Below are 17,743 nucleotides of genomic sequence, written 5' to 3'. Positions count from 1 at the left end.
TTCTTTTGATCCCCATCATCAGGAGGTAAAATCAGATGAACGATATTATAATAGATAAAGCCATTTTACATATATTGGATACCAGTATTGACACACCAGTGCTGGCTGACCGGCTTATGGCTTTCAGTCCTCAAGCGGATGAATTTCTGAAAACCCATATCCTGCGGGCTATGGAAGACGGAGACATTAAAAAGGGGGGATTCCAACAGGTCGCTCTGGCAGAGGACCTGCCATGGGAGGAAGTTTCAGAAGGAAATGTGGGTAGCGAAGCCTCTTCAAACTCTGAGGTAGACCCCTTCGACACAAAAGCCTTTCAAACTGCCCTCCAGAACCTGGAACCCCAAAACTTTATCCAGGCCTCTCAACAGCTGGCACAAAAAATATTCCAACTGGCTCTGTCCAATCCCAACATTCCACCGGCCGATTTGCTGGTTTGCCACTTTAAATATGACAACGGCATTTATTTTGGCCTGCTGAAGTTCAATTACAAGCAGTCTTACATCCACCACTTCGCCATGGTGGATGAGGAAAAGGAGACGGGCATTATCCAACAAAATGCCACGATTGCTAATGAGAACCAAAAGCTGGATGAATTTGTCTTTATTCGCCTAGATGATCTCAGCGTACTGATTAAGGAGAGGAAATACGAGATCAACGGTGCCAAAGAATTTTATCTGTCCAAAGAAATTTTTCATATAGGCACCGACCTCTCCCCTAAGACAAAAGTTAAAATCGTGGAAAAAGCAGCAGAAAAAGTTATCAAGGAATATTACGGAGAAGACCCTTTGAAGATTTCCCAACTGAAAACGGAGCTAAAAACCTGTGTGGACGAAAGCAGCATTGTAGAAATTGACCGGATTACCAACTCTGTATTTGATGGCAATCTTTCTGCCCAGCAGCGATACCGAGAAGAAGTAGCTCAAAAAGGTTTATCCACTCGAGCCTTTGAAGTAACTTCAGAAATTGAAAAAAACGTTGCTCGAAAACAAAAAATCACCACAGATACTGGTATCGAAATCAGCCTTCCGGTAGACTATCTGGAGAACCAAAAAAACATTGAATTTATTATGAATACGGACGGAACCATGTCAATACTCATCAAGTCGGTGAACCTCCGCTAGAAAGAAAAAAAGAGCCTTACAGATGGTGCTGAAGAAACATCTGTGGCTCTTTTTGTATGTCTTGATATATTTACTATGATTTGTTGCAGATTTTTCCGTGAAATAGAAGTATCCTAGAAAATCCGATTACTGATTTGATTTGTATCCCCTGCCCAAAAGGCTTTAATCGTTTCCCATTTATAGGCACTTTCCACAATGTTTTGTATCTCTGAATAAATTGGCTTCCAGCCCAGTATTTGAACCGCTTTGCTGTTATCCGCTACCAATATCGGTGGATCTCCTAGCCTCCTTGGGCCAATTTCAATCGGTACCTTACTGCCAGTTACCGATTCCACAGTACGAATCAGTTCCAGAACGGACACCCCGCTTCCAGTTCCCAAATTAAAACAGTCAAAACTGCCTGAATTAGGGGCATTGGTTGTTTTTATCTCCTCTTCTTGGGCTATAAGCTTTTCCAGTGCCAGTATGTGAGCCTGAGCCAGATCTTTTACGTGAATGTAATCTCGAATGCAGCTTCCATCTTCTGTAGGGTAATCCTGCCCAAACAGGGAGAAGTGCTCTCGCTTTCTGGCGGCAGCTTCCAGCAGTAGCGGAATGACATGGGTTTCCGGCTGGTGTGATTCGCCTAATCCGGCTTCGTAGGCTGCACCAGCCGCATTAAAATACCGCAGGGCGATGCTCTGCAATCCGTAGGCGTTTCCGTAATCCCTCATCAGTTGCTCAATGATGAGTTTCGTCCATCCGTAGGTGTTAATGGGTTGCTGCAATTCGCTTTCGGTAATGGGAATCCGTGTGGGCAATCCGTAGGTAGCACAGCTGGAGGAAAAAACCAACTTATCCACTCCTTTACTCCTCATAGCATCTAGCAGCCGCTTGCTGCCCAGCACATTGTTTTCGTAATATTTTGCTGGGTTGCGAACAGATTCGCCTACCAGCGAACTGGCAGCAAAGTGGATAACTCCATCAATAGCGTATTCTTCCAATACTGTTTCCATCCGCTTGACATCAAATAAATCGCCTATTACCAATTCACAATTTTTAGCTGCCCAGCTATGTCCCGTGGACAAATTATCGTATATCACCACCGAATAACCTTTTTGCTGCAGTTCCCAGGCAATGTGACTGCCTATATACCCCGCTCCACCGGTGACTAAAATGTTCATATACCTATTCCCCTATCTTCTACTTATATCTCTTCTGCAAAGTGCTTATCCTCATACGGTTCAATCTGTGGATTAACATAAACCTTATTTTCTTTTACCATCTTTAAGATTTCCTTTTTCTTTTGTCTCAGCTCCGGATAGCTATCAAAAAAATCTAGCTTTGCCTGCACCTCCGGCGTATCCGCCGATTTTAGAAATACATAAGCGCTAAAGCTTTCCGCTAGGTCCTCCGCACAGTTTGTGGATGCGTAGCCCGTAACAAATTCAGACTGGTGGCGGTCGTAAAAATACAGATTTTCCGGGTCTGTCGCCCAATCATTGATAATATCCTGCCAGAATGCCTGATAAAAGGCCTGTAAGTATGAATCCTCCTTGGCCACACATTCCCAGTCGCTATACCTTTCCGCCGGATAATAGGCCACTTGGTCTCCCAGGTACTCTACCTGCTTTTCGTTTAAGGTCCAGTAATGACACATTTCATGGACAACCGTATAAGGGAACAATCCATCTTCGGTGATATCCGCTGGGTCCACCGCCATACACCACCGCTCACCCCGATCATCCACTGGAATTACATACGCATAAGTACCATCCACCCCATCTCCGCCTACTTTAAAATACTGAAAAGGCGCAAACCAGTCTTTAGGCAGAATGGCCGTCACCTGCTGCCAACTTTCCGCCAGCTTCTTCTGCTCCTTCCATGTCAGCGTATCTAAACCATTCTTCCAGCCCTCTTGGTATACGGCCTGCTGATTAGCGGTTATGTAAAAAAGCCCCTGGTTCTTCTGATTTTTATCATCTAACAGGTTCAGCACTACCGCATCTGCATCCAGCCGTTTATATTTGGTGATAATAGATTTCATTTCTGCCTCTACATCCACGTCGTAGGCTTCATCGTCTTCCTCTACCGCCTTAAAATAATCCTCCCGCAGAGTATTCAGCGCATTCCAGTCTGTTCTGGAAAGAGTCCCTTTCAGGTTGGACATAGTGGTTTTTCCATAATCCACTTCGGCCTTCTCTTCTGGTTCATCATCCGTATATTCCCCAAACTGCCGGATGGTTTCCGCATCCAGCTGGGCCGTGATCTTTTTCCAGATAGTCGTTTCTTCTTCCGACATTTCGTAGTTACCTTCGGCTTCCCGGGCTTGAGCTAGCTGCTGGACCTGGTGCAATAAGGCGCCCACCTGATCTCTAACCGTTCTCGGCGCCTCCCCATCCAAATCTCCTAACAGAGCTGTCAGCTGAGTATTTTCCGCCTGAGACAATACCGGGATCCCCCCGTCAACCCCTATCCCTGTAGTGGTCAGTAACGTTATGCAGATAAACGCCAGAACAAATAGCTTTCCCATTTCTTTTCTTCTCATATTCCCCCCCTGAGTGAATAACTGTCACATCCTTCATCGGATATTCTGCTATAGCAAATTTTTCACATGCCCTTAAACAGTTCAAACCGATATATCTGTTTTGTCACGTTATCTGGTCGATTTGATTCTATTTCCTCTGCAAACATAGCAAGTGGGCGGACGAACATGCCATAAGGCTCATACAAGGCCTGATAGGACACCATCCATTCCCTGGTTTCCGTGTGCATGACGATATCGTGGACATAGTAAAGCCTGCCCTTAAAATGCCTGTAGGGCCTTTTGGCTATAATCTCTCTGACCAATATCCAACCTCCCGAAATCTTTTCTTTCCTTAAAGTTTACCACACAATGAAAAAAGTGTGAATAATGAAATCAATGATTTCTATTCACACTTGCTGCTACAACTCTTATTGGTTCCCTATTTTTCTTCCTTTTCTTCTGCCATGGCACTTAACTCTCTAAATTGTTTCAAGATAACTTCATAGTATGAATCTCTATTAATTATTTGCTATATTAGTTTTTATATATTCCATAATATCTTCCCCATTACTTTTGCCATTCGGGAAATAATTCAATTGATTAATTAGTCTCTTCCTTTTTTCTCTCATTGGATCTTTTCCTAACAATAAATCATCAATTACAGATTTCATCTCATTACCATTTCTGACAACATAACAAACATCCATTATTAGGGGATTTATTAATGTATTATCCTTAGGGGTATAAACTATGGGCTTCATTGTTGGTATATATTCATATATTACAGAAGTAAAATCTGCAATTATAAAATCGCAGCTTAGCAATCCTTCTCTATAATCATAACAACCATCATCTATGAACGAGTTTTCCCTATCATATTGGTTAATGATATTCTCTATTTCTTTTTCTGACATGACTTGGCTTTGTTTCAGATCCTTCCATAGTAGTGGATGTGGTCTCATTACAAAATTTATATCTTTCGTCTCTATGATGTTTAGGAAATATCTATAGTAATCTAAAAAGGATGTTCTATCTTCTTCAATTCCCCAACGTGGAAGCCAGATTATCTTTTTACCTTTGACATTTTTCCAACAATATGTATCCACTATTCCACTTGTTTTCCAAACATAATCTACTTTAGGTGTACCTGTTAATATACACTTTGAAAGATATTCTGGTGCTGCATATTGCATTATCTCTATTGTAAGAGAGTCTGCAAACATCTTCCAACAAGTATTAAAAAAATTCTTATCTATTCCACAAGAAATATAATCATCTACACTTTTATCCATCACCCAAGGTCCATACGGCGTATACATAATCTTAGGGAATGCTTTCACATTAGAATATGAGTATATTGGATGCCGTTGACTCTCATACGGCGTTTGAAAAAAAACACCATCTGGATCAAACTCAAAAATACTATGCCAATTTCCTTTTTCATAACCTAATGCATAATTGTATCCTTTTTCCTGTATATATTCTATTAGGCCGTCATTATAATAATAATTGCTTTCCATTCCTGGTTGTAAACCAGGAACAATTAATATGATAGGCTTAAATTTTTTATCCTTTTCCATTGCTATAAATATAGTCTCTACTGCAGAAATGGTTGCTAGGAGATGAATTACAAATACAATTTTAATGGGGCCTTTTGTTTTATGATTAAGATATTTTTTTTGTAACGCTAATTCCCTTTTAAGAAGATACTCCCATTCATTTTTTATTTTTATCTGACCTTTAAAGGATGGTGCAGTACGATATTTTATCTCTAAAATATCAAAATTAATAGTTTTATCCTCAGATCTTATAGATTTAAAAACACAGTTATTAAAATTATTTATAGAATGTTTTATATAATGATAAATTGATATAGGCGAAAGCAAAAGAAATAACTTACATATAAATGGAGAAATTTTTTGTTCAAGTAATATTATATAATATCTTCTAATAATAACTTCCCATTTTAATATTATCCAGCCTAAGAAAGTTACTTTAATATTCTGTTTTTTTATTTCATACTTTTGCTTACGGAAATTTCTCCTTAACTCATTTTTATTCTTTTTATAGTTCTTTTTTAAATCATTATATAATACAGTATCTTGTTGTTCTAATTTCATATATCTACATTTCATTTTTTGTTTTTTTATTAAATTCATTTGTTGCTTTTTAAAATCTCTAAAATAGTCATTCTTTTTTATATAATACTCTTTTTTCTGTTCAATATAATTTTGTAAAACTGTATATTTTTTATTTAATCTTTCTTGATTTTGAATAAAATAGTTATCTAAGAATCGAGAAAGAAAATCATGCTTTATAAATGGTGTAAATAACCAAAGAATCAGCTTTATAATTTTTTTCTCAGGATGCTTAAGTTTAAAATCTCTATAGATCTCATCTCCAAAGGTTAAATAATATTGTTTTATCATACCATGCTTAAACATTTCCTTTTTTCTTAATTTTAAAAATCTATCGTAATCACTTTTGAATTTTTTTTGCTTTTCATTTTCAACATCTATTCCAAATTCTGAAACGCCTCTAGAAATACTTTTCATACTTCTGCGATAAAATACACCATAAATTTCTACAAAGCAAATTTTTTGCTTTGTTTTAACACATTTAAGCCAAAAAGGTAAGTCTTCCATAAATGGATAATTTTCATCATACCCTCCAATACTTTTAAATACACGGCTTCGAATTAACGCTGTAGGGGCATTAAAATCATTCCTTACCAATTGCTTTTTATATAATTCTTTATAAGATAAACGATATGTTTCTAAACTCTCTGGGGCAACCTTTAGATATTTAACATCTTTCTCTAATTCTTCTGATTCACAAAATAAATATTCATAGCAGAAAGCAATATCATGATCACCCATGCCATTTATCATATCTTCTAAATAATTATTTATTAAAATATCATCTGCAGCAATTAATTTGATATATTCTCCTAATGCTTTCTCTATACCTCTATTACAATTTCCTGCGACTCCACAATTTTCCTTTGATACTATTAATTCACATTGAATAAATCTTTGTTGATTATTGGCTATCCATTGTTTACATAATTCTACAGTATTATCAGAGGAAGCATCATCTGTAATTATTAATTCAACTTTATTATAAGTTTGACTTTTTATACTTTCTAGTGTTTGCATAATAGTATTTTCACTATTATAACTTACTATAATTACACTTACTAAATCTTCATTGTTCACAGCCAGTATACCTCTTTTTTATTTTCTATTTCAGCTTTTTAATTTTATTTAACAATATAATAAATTTGCATAAAATTTGTAAATTTAACAAAAAAAACATAAACATACTGCATATAAAAATAAAATAATTTATAAAATTTGGCATTAAAGTATTATTTTTAAAACTAATAGAATTTACCGCAATAAATAAAATGGCATTGCATATAAGATTTTTTTTAATTTCATTCAGATTGCAAAATTTTGTTAACTTATTCTTTAAATACTCTTGAATTTTCCATTTTGAGATTCCAAGAATTTTTTTTTCTTTTTTAGATGAATATCTTTTATAAGCATTAAACTCTTCTATATATTTTTCTTTCCGAAATTCATGATTTGATAGTGCTTTTTCAAAAGCATTTTCGTCGAAATCATGCGAATTAGGCATAATTTCATTTTCAAAAAGTACCAATAAATCCCTACAGTAATCAAAATAAGTATCAGAACAATTTCTTGAATTCCCATGGCTAACGCCACCATCCCTATGTTTCGCAGTAACCCTATCAAGATAAAATACTGGAATACCTCTTTTTAAAGCTCTTATATGGGTTGTCCAATCTTCAATTAGCTTATACTGATCTGACAATTTACCTATTTTATTATGAAATGTAGATCTAAATGCTGAGCCTAATCCAGGAAGAATACAGTGATATATACTAATATTTAACAATTGACTTTGATTGCCTTTTTTTATTATTTCAATTTCATCATCAGGTATGAAGTTTGAAATAATTTTTTCTAATTTTTCATCGCACATTTGTACCTGTGATACTATAAACTCTGCAGCATCTCCTAATTCAATAAATCGATTTATAAAGTCTGAAAAAACAGTATTGTCTATCCATACATCATCACCAGCAATCGAAATATCAAATTCACCCTTTGCCACTTCTCTCATATTTTCTAAATGCTTAACCGTGCCTAGATTTTCAGTGTTTTTAAAAACCTTGTAATTTTTAATGTTTCTTTGTCGATTTTTTTTAATATACTCCTCTATTTCTTGTTTATCGAAACCTTTTTTAGAAGCATCATCACTGATTATCAGTTCTATATTAGGATAATCTTGCATTAGAACGGAATCAATGGTTTCAAATATTAAATCACCGCTATTATATGCGACAATTAAAGCTGATACCAACGGTTTATTATTTGTTTCCATGCTTCCTCCTATTTTTATAAGCTTTTTTTATAATACGGAGTGGCTCAGTAATCTTCCATGAAAATGAATTAAAAATTAAATAGATTTGTTCTTCCAAACTTTTATTCTTTCCTATTAATTGTATTTTTTCATTCTCTAATTGCTTAACTCTTTTCTCTAAACTCTCCATGCAGCTTAAATACATAGTTTTCTCTTGTTCTTCTTGCTTAAGTATTTTTTGCAACTCAGCGTTAGTATTCTTTAAATTACCTATAGAATCCTTGCTTAGTTTATTCTCATTTTCTTGTTTTAAAAGCAGCTTCCTCAATGTAATTATCTTACTAGACAATTCCTTCTTATCTTCAAGATGGTACTTATAATGATTTTGTGTGTACTTTAATCCATCATAATAACCAAGTTGACAATTCCTACAATATTTTTCTAATTTCCCATTGATTAAATCTTGTCTTAGTTGCCAATATCCTATTGAGTTATATGCATCAAAACCATAGTCATTATTACTAAGGTTATATTTATCCATCAAATAAGCATTATCTTCTGGCGTCATATTACAACATATTTCCCTGATTGCTCCATCTGGATTTATTTCTATGAAGCCATTTCTAAAATATGAGCAATACTGCATGTAATTATTATAATTTGGCTTCTGTTCAATAGAATTGTTTGCTTGTGAAATTAGAATATCTGGTGAGACTGCGAAATCTAACCGTATCCCTTCTCTTGAAGCAATATTTTGTGCTTCACTAATAGCTCCAATTAATAGATTCTTTTCAATATATTCTAATTTCATTGACTCTAAATGACTATGCTTTTGATTTACTAGCAATGGCTGAATATAGATAGATTCAAAACTGCCTAATTCGGCAGCCATTTTAACTATTCCCGGTAATTCATGAATATTCTTCTTTGATAAAACGATAGCAATCCTAAATGGTTTTTTTCTATTAAGTTTCTTAGAGATACTTGTCCAATCTTTCAGATTTTGTAAAACCGTTTCAAAATTAGCTGGTGTTCTAATTTCTTCAAAAGTTTCTTTTGTACATCCATCAATTGAGAAGCAAATTATATTCACATGTTTCAATAAGTCTTCTCCACCTTCTATTGCATATGGAGAAATAGTTCCATTAGTTGTAATCTGAATATAGCCAATCGGCATTATCCGCCTTGTATGTAAAATAATACCATGAATATCTTTATTTAAAAAGGACTCTCCATGAGTAAATAAGACAGAAGGTAACCCGCCATCAATAGATCTTGCATCACCTTCACTGTACATTCTTTCAACTAGTTCTTTAGTAAATAATTCTTTATATTGGTCAATTGTAATACTAAATGGTTCTTCATTATTATAAGTTTTATTTGAATACTCCTTAGAACAATATTGACACATTATACAATGTAGGTTACATCTATTTGTAAGGGCAATACAAATCGTGCTCACAGGTAAAATGCAGTCTCCTTTAACTCCTGATGCACATTCCCTAATTATATATTCTCTATTTTCTTTTAAGAAATCATCAATCTCCATATCTTCTAACCTTCCTTATTTTTTTAGCAATTTTATCTCTATACTTTATGCATTGAAGGAATTTTATATGTAGTAGGTGTTATGAATGATAGTCTATTCCCATTTTTATTGTATAAAAGGTTATCCAACTGATTCAAGAACCTTCCATTACTTTTATGTTTCTCTTGTGTGTCCTCTAACTTAGTACTTTCATCTTCCTCATAAAACATGGTATGTCCATTTTTTATTAACTCTTCAGAGTATCCGTCCATACCTGCAAGATATATCTTATTTGCCCCCATGGATATAGCCACAGCTATTAATAAAGCTGATATACTTCTACAATTAGATGTTACTATTCCTTCAATTATATCTACATCATTTAAGAATGAATTATAACAAAATATTCTTTCATAATCCCAAGTGATCTGATCTAGTTGGATACTTGGACCTAATAATAAAATGCTTCTTTTATCTACATTATCTCTATATGCTTCAAATCGGCGTTGATTATTGAATGCGTGATAATGAGGGATGAAATTTTTCCCTAAGTTATTTGCTCCTAAAATAATTGGATTTTTTTGTTTAATAAATATTTCGATTTCATTATAATATTCTTTAATTGATGGCCCATTTCCTAAAATTAAAAAGTCCTTACCATCATGTCGATTTAAATATTTAACTTTTCCTGTATTTTCAGAAATAAACTGGGCTAAAGTCATATGTCCAGATTCTGTTTTTTGAATTAAAATTTTTTCAATTATGCCCTCAAGTAAATTCTCTGAAAACCCTGTCACATTTCTTTCGCTAACAATCTTTGCGGTTTTCAAAATTTGGTCTATTGTAAACTCTCTTTTTTCAATTAATTTACTTGTATAATATGGATGACACTCATATACTCCGGATATTAAACTAGGTAATGAGTAGCCCCAGTTAGGTTGTTGATACCAGGTTAACATTGTTCGATCTATAAATTCTAACAAGGGTAATACATTGAATCTCTCATTGTATATTTTCTGAAAGTATGATACTAATAATTCTGTAGGGATGTTTCCTCCGCCTCTACCCATTCCGTATAAACTTCCATCAATAATATTCGCACCTGCTTCTATTGCTGCTAAAGCATTCGCCATACCTAATTGCATATTATTGTGTGCGTGCAATCCTACTTTAGCCTTAACCGTTCTTTTCATTAAAGAAATAATCTCATGAGTCTTTTCAGGAATTAGCGCCCCATAACTATCTCCAATATTTATGCAATCTACACTTAAATCATCTAATTTCTTTATAACATCTATTAAGTCTTCATAAGTATATGACGTAATCCCCATCAACTGTATAAACACTTCATAACCCAAATCTTTATATCTTTTTATTTGATCGAAGCAGCAAGATACTTTGTCTTTGTTAAGTGCAATTCTTAAAATGTCAATACCGGTTTCATTTGGGAGGGCTAATTGCATACCTACAGTTCCAACTTCTAACATTGCCGAAATTTTAATGTTATGTCGTACCTCTCTAATAGATTTAACCGATTGCTTATCACAGTTCCTCCATATTGGCAATCCATCTTTATTATTTAGAAAACCGATTTCAAAAATGTCTACTCCGGCTAAATCTAAGGCTTTGCACATATTTTTAACATCTTTAATGGAAAAATTCCAATTATTAATATAACCCCCATCTCTAATGGTACAATCTAAAATCCTAAACTCTTCACGCATTTTATTTTCCCCTAACTAATTGTTCTATCAAAGCAAAATCTTCCTCTTCATCTATTTCAAATGATTCATTTTTAGGAGTTTCATATAGTATAGGCATTGTACCTACTCTACTTCGGCTATTTAAAAAAGATTGCCTTGAAAAAATAAACAAATTTGAGTTTTCTTCAAAAATTGGTTCTAAGTCTTGTGTACGTTTTAATTCACCTAACGTGTGATTAATCCCTTTTCCATTGCCCCAATAAGTCCTTGATTGTATACGATTTACAGAAAATAGCGAGTCATTTTTATTTAAATTCTCAAAGAATCTTTCAATTGCCAAATCGATAGTTTCACCTGATATTAAAGGATTCGTTGTATGCGTCTGAATAAAAAATTCTTCATCTAAACATACTGATAAATCATATTCTATGATCTTATTCATAGAAACATTGTCGCCCCTTAAAAATTCTGGTCTCAATATTGTTTTTATTTGAGGATAAGATTTATTTAAATTGTCTATTAATTCTAGACTATCAGTATTCACTACAATCTTTTTAACATTATTACATGAAAGTAGAGTTTCTAATATCCACTGATACAAAGGTCTACCGCATAAATTTCGGAAATTTTTTCCTTTTACTCTTTCTGAATTAAGCTTTATTGGTAACAATGCTACTACATCCTTCATCTTTTTACCTCACTACCCTGCATTTTGTTTGCAAACCATTTTGCTTACAATCTTTTATATCTATTTCTCCAAGGATACAAAATTTGCCCGGTTTCCTTATCCTGAATTTCAGATGTCTTTCCTTTTATCTTACCTGGATATCCTAAGTATATGCAATCATCAGGGACATCTTTAGTTACAAGCGTGCCTGCACCTATAAACGCCTCTTTTCCGATTAATATATCTGGCAAAATTATTGATTTTGTACAAATGACAGCCCCTTCTTCAACTGTAACTCCCTTTAAATTATCTGACGGAGGTAATTTATCATTTGTAAATACTGTATAGGGAAAAATCCAAACATAGTCTTTAATTTTACTAAACTGGCAAATATGAACATTACTATGAACCCTAACAAAATTTCCAATTTCAGAAAATCCTTGAATGTCACTCAGTGTTCCTATACTGACGTTATCGCCAATCTGAGTATTTTCACGTATTGTTGCATTATGTCCAGTTTGAAAATTTATTCCAATGGAAGTTTCTCCATAAATAATTGTACCGCTTCTTATTTTAGCATTATCTCCAATATACAATTCATGCTTATTATTAATAAATTTTTCGAAGAAATCGCTTAAGTACTCTCCTAAAACACAGTTTGATCCAACAAAACAATTGTCACCAATAGTAACATTCTCCTTAATAATTGCTCCATAGTCAATATAACAGTTTGAGCCAATCATCGCATTTTCTTCAATAATTACCCCTTCTTTTATAATCGTATTTTTGCCAATATAAGCTTTTTCTGAAACTCTCATATTTTCACTCATAATATAAAATCCCCTTGTTAAAAGTTATTAATAGATTTTATTATAAATTCTATTTCCGCTTCTTTCATTCCATTATACATAGGTAAACTTAATACTGTATCGGATAATTTCTCAGCTATTGGAAAGTCTCCTTTAACATATTCAAACTGTTTAAATGCCCCCTGTAAATGCATTGGAATGGGATAGTGAATATTGGTTTCTATATCTAAATTTTCTAAATACCGTTTTAATTCATTTCTTTTTTCGCATTTAATTACAAATAGGTGCCAAATATGATCGCCGTTATTAACTATAGGTAAATAAATTTTTTCATTATTTATCCCGTCTAAATATTTGCGCGCCAATTCTTTTCTTTCATTATTCCATCTATCAAGACTGTTTAATTTTATATCCAAAAATGCACTCTGTATCTCATCTAATCTAGAATTAAAGCCCATATACTCATGGTGATACTTTATATCTGCCCCATAATTTCCAATAGCCCTGGCTTTTTCTGCTATAACAGCATCATTAGTAGTAATACAACCACCATCACCTAAAGCTCCTAGGTTTTTCCCTGGATAAAAACTAAATGTAGCGGCGTCTCCTAATGTGCCAACTCTCTTATCATGATAAAAAGCTCCATGTGCTTGAGCTGCATCTTCAATAACTTTAAGATTGTATTTTTTTGCTATCTGACAAATCATATCCATTTGTGCAGGCTGTCCATATAAATGTACTGCAATGATAGCTTTAGTGTTTCTAGTAATATTTCTTTCTATTAATTCCGGATTTAATAATGCTGTATCCTCATCTATTTCTACAAAAATAGGCTTTGCTCCTGCATAAGTAACAGCTATTGCTGTGGCTATAAAAGTAAAGGATGGCACAATTACTTCATCACCTACACCAATTCCCATCGCTCTTAATACTATCGTAATCGCGTCTAAGCCATTGCCACATCCAATGCAGTACTTAGCCCCACAGAATTGCGCAAAGTTTGTTTCAAATTTTCTGCAGGCCTCACCTTGAATGAACCAATTACTTGAAAAGACTTCTTTATATGCTTCTTCAAGACTTTCTTTTAATTCTTTATGAATGTATTCAACTGTAGCGAATGGAATCTTCATTTTTATCTCCCTTTCAAAATAGCCTATTCTTTTACTTGTTTATTAAATATAGAATTAACTAAAAATTATAGTCTCTTAATAATTAATTAAAGCCTTCCACTAAGAACATTAGTTAGATGTTTTGAATACGATGATTTTCCATATTTGTCTATAGCATTTTTCAATACATCCATTGATATCCATTGATTTCTGTAAGCAATCTCTTCTATAGAAGCAATCTTAATTCCTTGCCTGTTTTCAATAACTCGAACAAATTCTGAGGCCTCATTCATAGAATCTACAGTTCCCGTATCTAGCCAAGCGAATCCTCTACCTAGCGTTATTACCTCTAGCTTATCTTCTTGAAGATATAACTTATTTAAATCAGTTATTTCTAACTCTCCTCTCATAGAAGGAGATAACTGTCTCGCTTTACTAACAACTGTATTATCATAAAAATATAATCCTGTCACTGCATAATTTGACTTGGGATGTTCTGGTTTTTCTTCTAGCCTTTTTACTTTTCCATTCTTTTCAAACTCCACAACTCCAAATCTTGAAGGATCATCTACATAATATCCGAACACTACTGCACCACTACTTAAATTCATTGCTTTTTTAAGATTTGCCACTAATCCAGCACCATAAAATATATTATCTCCTAAAATCATAGCACAACTATCTTTTCCTATGAAGTCTTCACCAATAATAAACGCCTGGGCTAATCCATCTGGAGAAGGTTGCTCTTTATAAGATAAAGTTAATCCTAATTGTTTCCCGTCTCCCAATAATCTTTCAAAATTAGGTAAGTCTTCGGGTGTAGAAATAATAAGAATATCCCTTATTCCTGCTAGCATAAGAGTTGATAATGGATAATATATCATCGGCTTATCGTATATTGGCAATAATTGTTTGGAAGTTACTAGAGTTAGTGGATATAACCTTGTTCCTGACCCACCTGCTAATATAATCCCTTTCATTACCTCAAGCCTCCTTATCTGTTATATATCTTTTAAATTGACTATAATCCCTTATATAATCCGCTTCATCGTAATACTCTGATGCCAGAACCAACAAAACTGCACCCTCTGAAAAGCCATACATTTCTCTCCATGTTCCAGGGCCGACATATAATCCTTCACTTGGGTTATTGAGTAAAACATTTTCTTTTTCTAAACCGTCATCCAGTAAAATTGTGCACCCACCGTGTATGCAAATTAAGTATTGTTCTAATTCTTTATGTGCATGAAACCCTCTTCGCTCGCCTTTAGCTACATCATAAACATAGTAAATTCGCTTTATTTCAAATGGGATGTCACGTTTTGCTTCTAAAAATGTCAATTTGCCCGTAGTATTGTTTCTTTGATTGAATTCTATTTTCTTTACGTCCATATCTATATTTAATATCCTTATCTTATTTACGCATTTTAGATTCTGATTTAAACCGCCACCAAGCCTTGACACATTGTAATGCAAATTGAAGGCCTATATCCCCTGCTTCAAACTTTCTCAGTACTTTTTTAAATACATCTTCGTGCAAAAGCATATAAACATATTCTTCACCACTAAGCCGTAAAAATATGGCAGGTTTTACTCCAAATACGGATTCAAAATATTTTTCATTGTTTGTCCAATCATTTGCATAAACCAGCCTTTTTAACGCACCCATGGCGACTTCTACATCTTCCTGTTTCATTTCTGGAAGATAGCCGGATAAATATTTTATAGAATCAAGAAAAATATAATTTCTTCCATTTTCCAACCCTGCATTATCACAGATTTTCAACACACGAAACCTTCCAGCCACATGTGCTTTAAATAATTCCAGTGAATAGGTATGGGTCATAGAACCGGAAGTTTCTTTTGGATTATTTCTATAATGATAAATATCTTTATGAATTACAGAATACTTTGGTCTTAAGGCCGCAACCTTCGCTAGAAAGATTAAATCTTCACATAATTTTACATCAGGAAATTGCAGCTTGTTTGCGGTTATAAGCTCTCGCCTTATTATTTTTGACCACATAGCGGGCATCGCGAAAAGAGAATCAAAACAACTTTTTCTTCTCCACTTCTGCATATGCACTCTAACTTTTTCACCGCTATCAGTAATTTCACTAAATTCTCCGATAACCACATCCACAGTCTTGCTCTTTTTTAACAAGTCTTGGTATGCATTCGGGGGAATGATGTCATCGCTGCCGCACCAGGCGAGCCATTCACCGGTTGCATATCTCATAGCTTCATTGCTTGCAGATACGACTCCACCGTTTTCTTTGTGATAGGCTTTAATCCGGCTATCTTGCGCTGAATATTCATCTATGATTTCACCGGTTCTATCTGTGGATCCATCATCAACTACGATTACCTCAATATCTCTTACAGTTTGATTTAACAAGGATTGCAGCGTACTGGCTATATATTTTTCGTGATTATATGCGGGAAGTATGACACTAATCTTGGGCATGTTGTATCCTCCCGTCCATCAAATAATAATATATACTATTATATTTTGTGGCTTCATCCGCGATTTTAGGAAATTGAGATGGTTGGTATTGCTGCCACTTAAACCTCTTTGCCCTTTGTAAAGCATCATGCAAAGAGGCTTCATCACCAGCATTAAAAACAAAACCATTTTGAGAAGCAGAAACTGCTTCAGGCATTGCTCCTATATTTGATACAACCACCAGATTACCACACGCAAGGGCCTCTCGCAGGACAAAATTGTACGTCTCAAACCAAATAGAAGGAACTATCACACAATCAGCCTCCTGATATGCCCTTGAGATCTCATTGGCAGAAATGCTCCCATGAAACAAAATCCTTTTATCTGATTTAGCTAATCGTTTTAGAGTATTTACATAAGTCGGTTCTCCTTCCCCATATATGTGAAGAGAAATATCCTTATCAGACAATCTAAGGAAGGCTTTAATTAATAATTCCACTCCTTTTAAATCCGATAAGGTTCCTGCATACATAAATTTTTTAGTGTTTGTCCGCTGATTCTTTACTACAAAACTTTCACTAATCCCATGTGGTATAACCTCGACTGAAATATTCTGGAATTCATGTTCGATTATTTTTGCAACAAATTCAGAAGGTACAGTCAGATAGCCTGCATTGCTTAAAAGCTCCTTAGCCAACATATAGCGTCTCTTGGAATCTAATAATCCATACGTATGGCAATATCTTTCGCATTTAGTTCCACATTGGCTTCCATCACAAAACTCTCCGTTTTTTGCCACCATGGTTGCATAGTGACAGAGTATATTAAAATCCGTGAGCGTCACTATGTAGGGTATATTCTTTTGTTTGCAAACTGTTAAAAAAGAGGAAAATGGCTGAGGATACGCCACATGTATGACATCCACCTTATTTTCATAAAAAAAGCTTTCTGCGAAAGCCATCATATTCGGCTCATCATCACAAATAGTATCGTAATACAATCCTCTTGGAGCTCTCTTATACCTTATTTGTGTAACAGGAACCCCATCAAATACAAAGTCTTCCCAATAAAGGCTCTGTATTTTATTGCTGTACTGTTTTAATGTTCTTTTCCCTAGGGTTATTACTCGGACTTGATTTCCTATTTTCTGTTGTTCTTTAGCAAGATTTAATACAAACCTTTCCGTTCCCCCTTGCTTATCGGGAAAGAAATAGTGTATCAAATAGCATATAGAAAGTCCTTTATCCTCCTGAACAAGAGGTTTTTCAATTGCTGTTTTATGCTTTCTATCTGGAAAAGTAGGGACAACTCTTTGAAGATTAGTGCGAAACCTATATTTATCAATGGCAAACTTTTCCCAAGCCTTAGCAAATAAAGCTACAATTCCAAAATGCTGCCAAGAATTTAAAATTTTACAAACCAACCTCATACGTTGCCCTTTCAAGCTTTTCTTTGCAAGCAA

General features: G+C 34.3%; 15 protein-coding genes. 1 reads left to right on the top strand and 14 read right to left on the bottom strand.

Annotated elements, in window-relative coordinates:
• Positions 1-35: 35 nt before the first annotated feature.
• Entirely contained in the window at positions 36-1,121 is a 1,086-nt protein-coding gene (locus Ami103574_RS02100; RefSeq protein WP_163065097.1) for a nucleoid-associated protein, read from the top strand.
• Positions 1,122-1,234: 113 nt separating this feature from the next.
• On the opposite strand, the gene galE is transcribed toward Ami103574_RS02100, so the two are convergent.
• The 14 genes from galE to Ami103574_RS02030 all read right to left on the bottom strand — a co-directional run bounded on the left by galE (position 1,235) and on the right by Ami103574_RS02030 (position 17,743).
• Positions 1,235-2,284, bottom strand: coding sequence for a UDP-glucose 4-epimerase GalE (gene galE / locus Ami103574_RS02095; protein ID WP_163065096.1), 1,050 nt, complete (start codon positions 2,282-2,284; stop codon positions 1,235-1,237).
• A gap of 23 nt (positions 2,285-2,307) precedes the next feature.
• Complete coding sequence (locus Ami103574_RS02090) at positions 2,308-3,648, bottom strand: hypothetical protein (RefSeq protein WP_163065095.1); 1,341 nt, start codon at positions 3,646-3,648, stop codon at positions 2,308-2,310.
• A gap of 62 nt (positions 3,649-3,710) precedes the next feature.
• Positions 3,711-3,950 carry a DUF1653 domain-containing protein gene (locus Ami103574_RS02085; protein ID WP_163065094.1) on the bottom strand — a complete coding sequence of 80 codons (240 nt, stop codon included), beginning with the start codon at positions 3,948-3,950 and terminating at the stop codon, positions 3,711-3,713.
• Between the two features lie 195 nt (positions 3,951-4,145).
• Positions 4,146-6,845, bottom strand: a complete 2,700-nt coding sequence (locus Ami103574_RS02080; RefSeq protein ID WP_163065093.1) for a glycosyltransferase — start codon at positions 6,843-6,845, stop codon at positions 4,146-4,148.
• A gap of 25 nt (positions 6,846-6,870) precedes the next feature.
• Positions 6,871-8,040 carry a glycosyltransferase gene (locus Ami103574_RS02075; RefSeq protein ID WP_163065092.1) on the bottom strand — a complete coding sequence of 390 codons (1,170 nt, stop codon included), beginning with the start codon at positions 8,038-8,040 and terminating at the stop codon, positions 6,871-6,873.
• Complete coding sequence (locus tag Ami103574_RS02070) at positions 8,027-9,568, bottom strand: radical SAM protein (RefSeq protein ID WP_163065091.1); 1,542 nt, start codon at positions 9,566-9,568, stop codon at positions 8,027-8,029. The genes Ami103574_RS02075 and Ami103574_RS02070 overlap by 14 nt, the downstream gene beginning before the upstream one ends.
• A gap of 38 nt (positions 9,569-9,606) precedes the next feature.
• Positions 9,607-11,271, bottom strand: a complete 1,665-nt coding sequence (locus Ami103574_RS02065) for a hypothetical protein (RefSeq protein WP_163065090.1) — start codon at positions 11,269-11,271, stop codon at positions 9,607-9,609.
• A 1-nt stretch (position 11,272) separates the two neighbouring features.
• Positions 11,273-11,938: an acylneuraminate cytidylyltransferase family protein gene (locus Ami103574_RS02060; RefSeq protein WP_163065089.1), complete on the bottom strand. Its 666-nt coding sequence runs from the start codon at positions 11,936-11,938 to the stop codon at positions 11,273-11,275.
• 44 nt (positions 11,939-11,982) lie between these two features.
• Positions 11,983-12,747 (bottom strand): acyltransferase, encoded by a 765-nt coding sequence (locus tag Ami103574_RS02055; protein WP_163065088.1) that lies wholly within the window; start codon positions 12,745-12,747, stop codon positions 11,983-11,985.
• Positions 12,748-12,764: 17 nt separating this feature from the next.
• Positions 12,765-13,856 (bottom strand): DegT/DnrJ/EryC1/StrS family aminotransferase, encoded by a 1,092-nt coding sequence (locus Ami103574_RS02050; protein ID WP_163065087.1) that lies wholly within the window; start codon positions 13,854-13,856, stop codon positions 12,765-12,767.
• A gap of 86 nt (positions 13,857-13,942) precedes the next feature.
• Complete coding sequence (gene rfbA / locus Ami103574_RS02045; protein WP_163065086.1) at positions 13,943-14,815, bottom strand: glucose-1-phosphate thymidylyltransferase RfbA; 873 nt, start codon at positions 14,813-14,815, stop codon at positions 13,943-13,945.
• A gap of 4 nt (positions 14,816-14,819) precedes the next feature.
• Positions 14,820-15,227, bottom strand: coding sequence for a sugar 3,4-ketoisomerase (locus Ami103574_RS02040; protein WP_163065085.1), 408 nt, complete (start codon positions 15,225-15,227; stop codon positions 14,820-14,822).
• Positions 15,228-15,249: 22 nt separating this feature from the next.
• Positions 15,250-16,302, bottom strand: a complete 1,053-nt coding sequence (locus tag Ami103574_RS02035) for a glycosyltransferase family 2 protein (RefSeq protein WP_163065084.1) — start codon at positions 16,300-16,302, stop codon at positions 15,250-15,252.
• The gene (locus Ami103574_RS02030) at positions 16,289-17,743 is read right to left on the bottom strand and encodes a glycosyltransferase (RefSeq protein ID WP_163065083.1); all 1,455 of its coding nucleotides are present in this window, start codon (positions 17,741-17,743) and stop codon (positions 16,289-16,291) included. The genes Ami103574_RS02035 and Ami103574_RS02030 overlap by 14 nt, the downstream gene beginning before the upstream one ends.

Origin of the sequence: Aminipila butyrica (genome assembly GCF_010669305.1) — a bacterium.
Classification (GTDB): domain Bacteria; phylum Bacillota; class Clostridia; order Peptostreptococcales; family Anaerovoracaceae; genus Aminipila; species Aminipila butyrica.
This window is presented reverse-complemented; position numbering and strand designations above follow the sequence as displayed.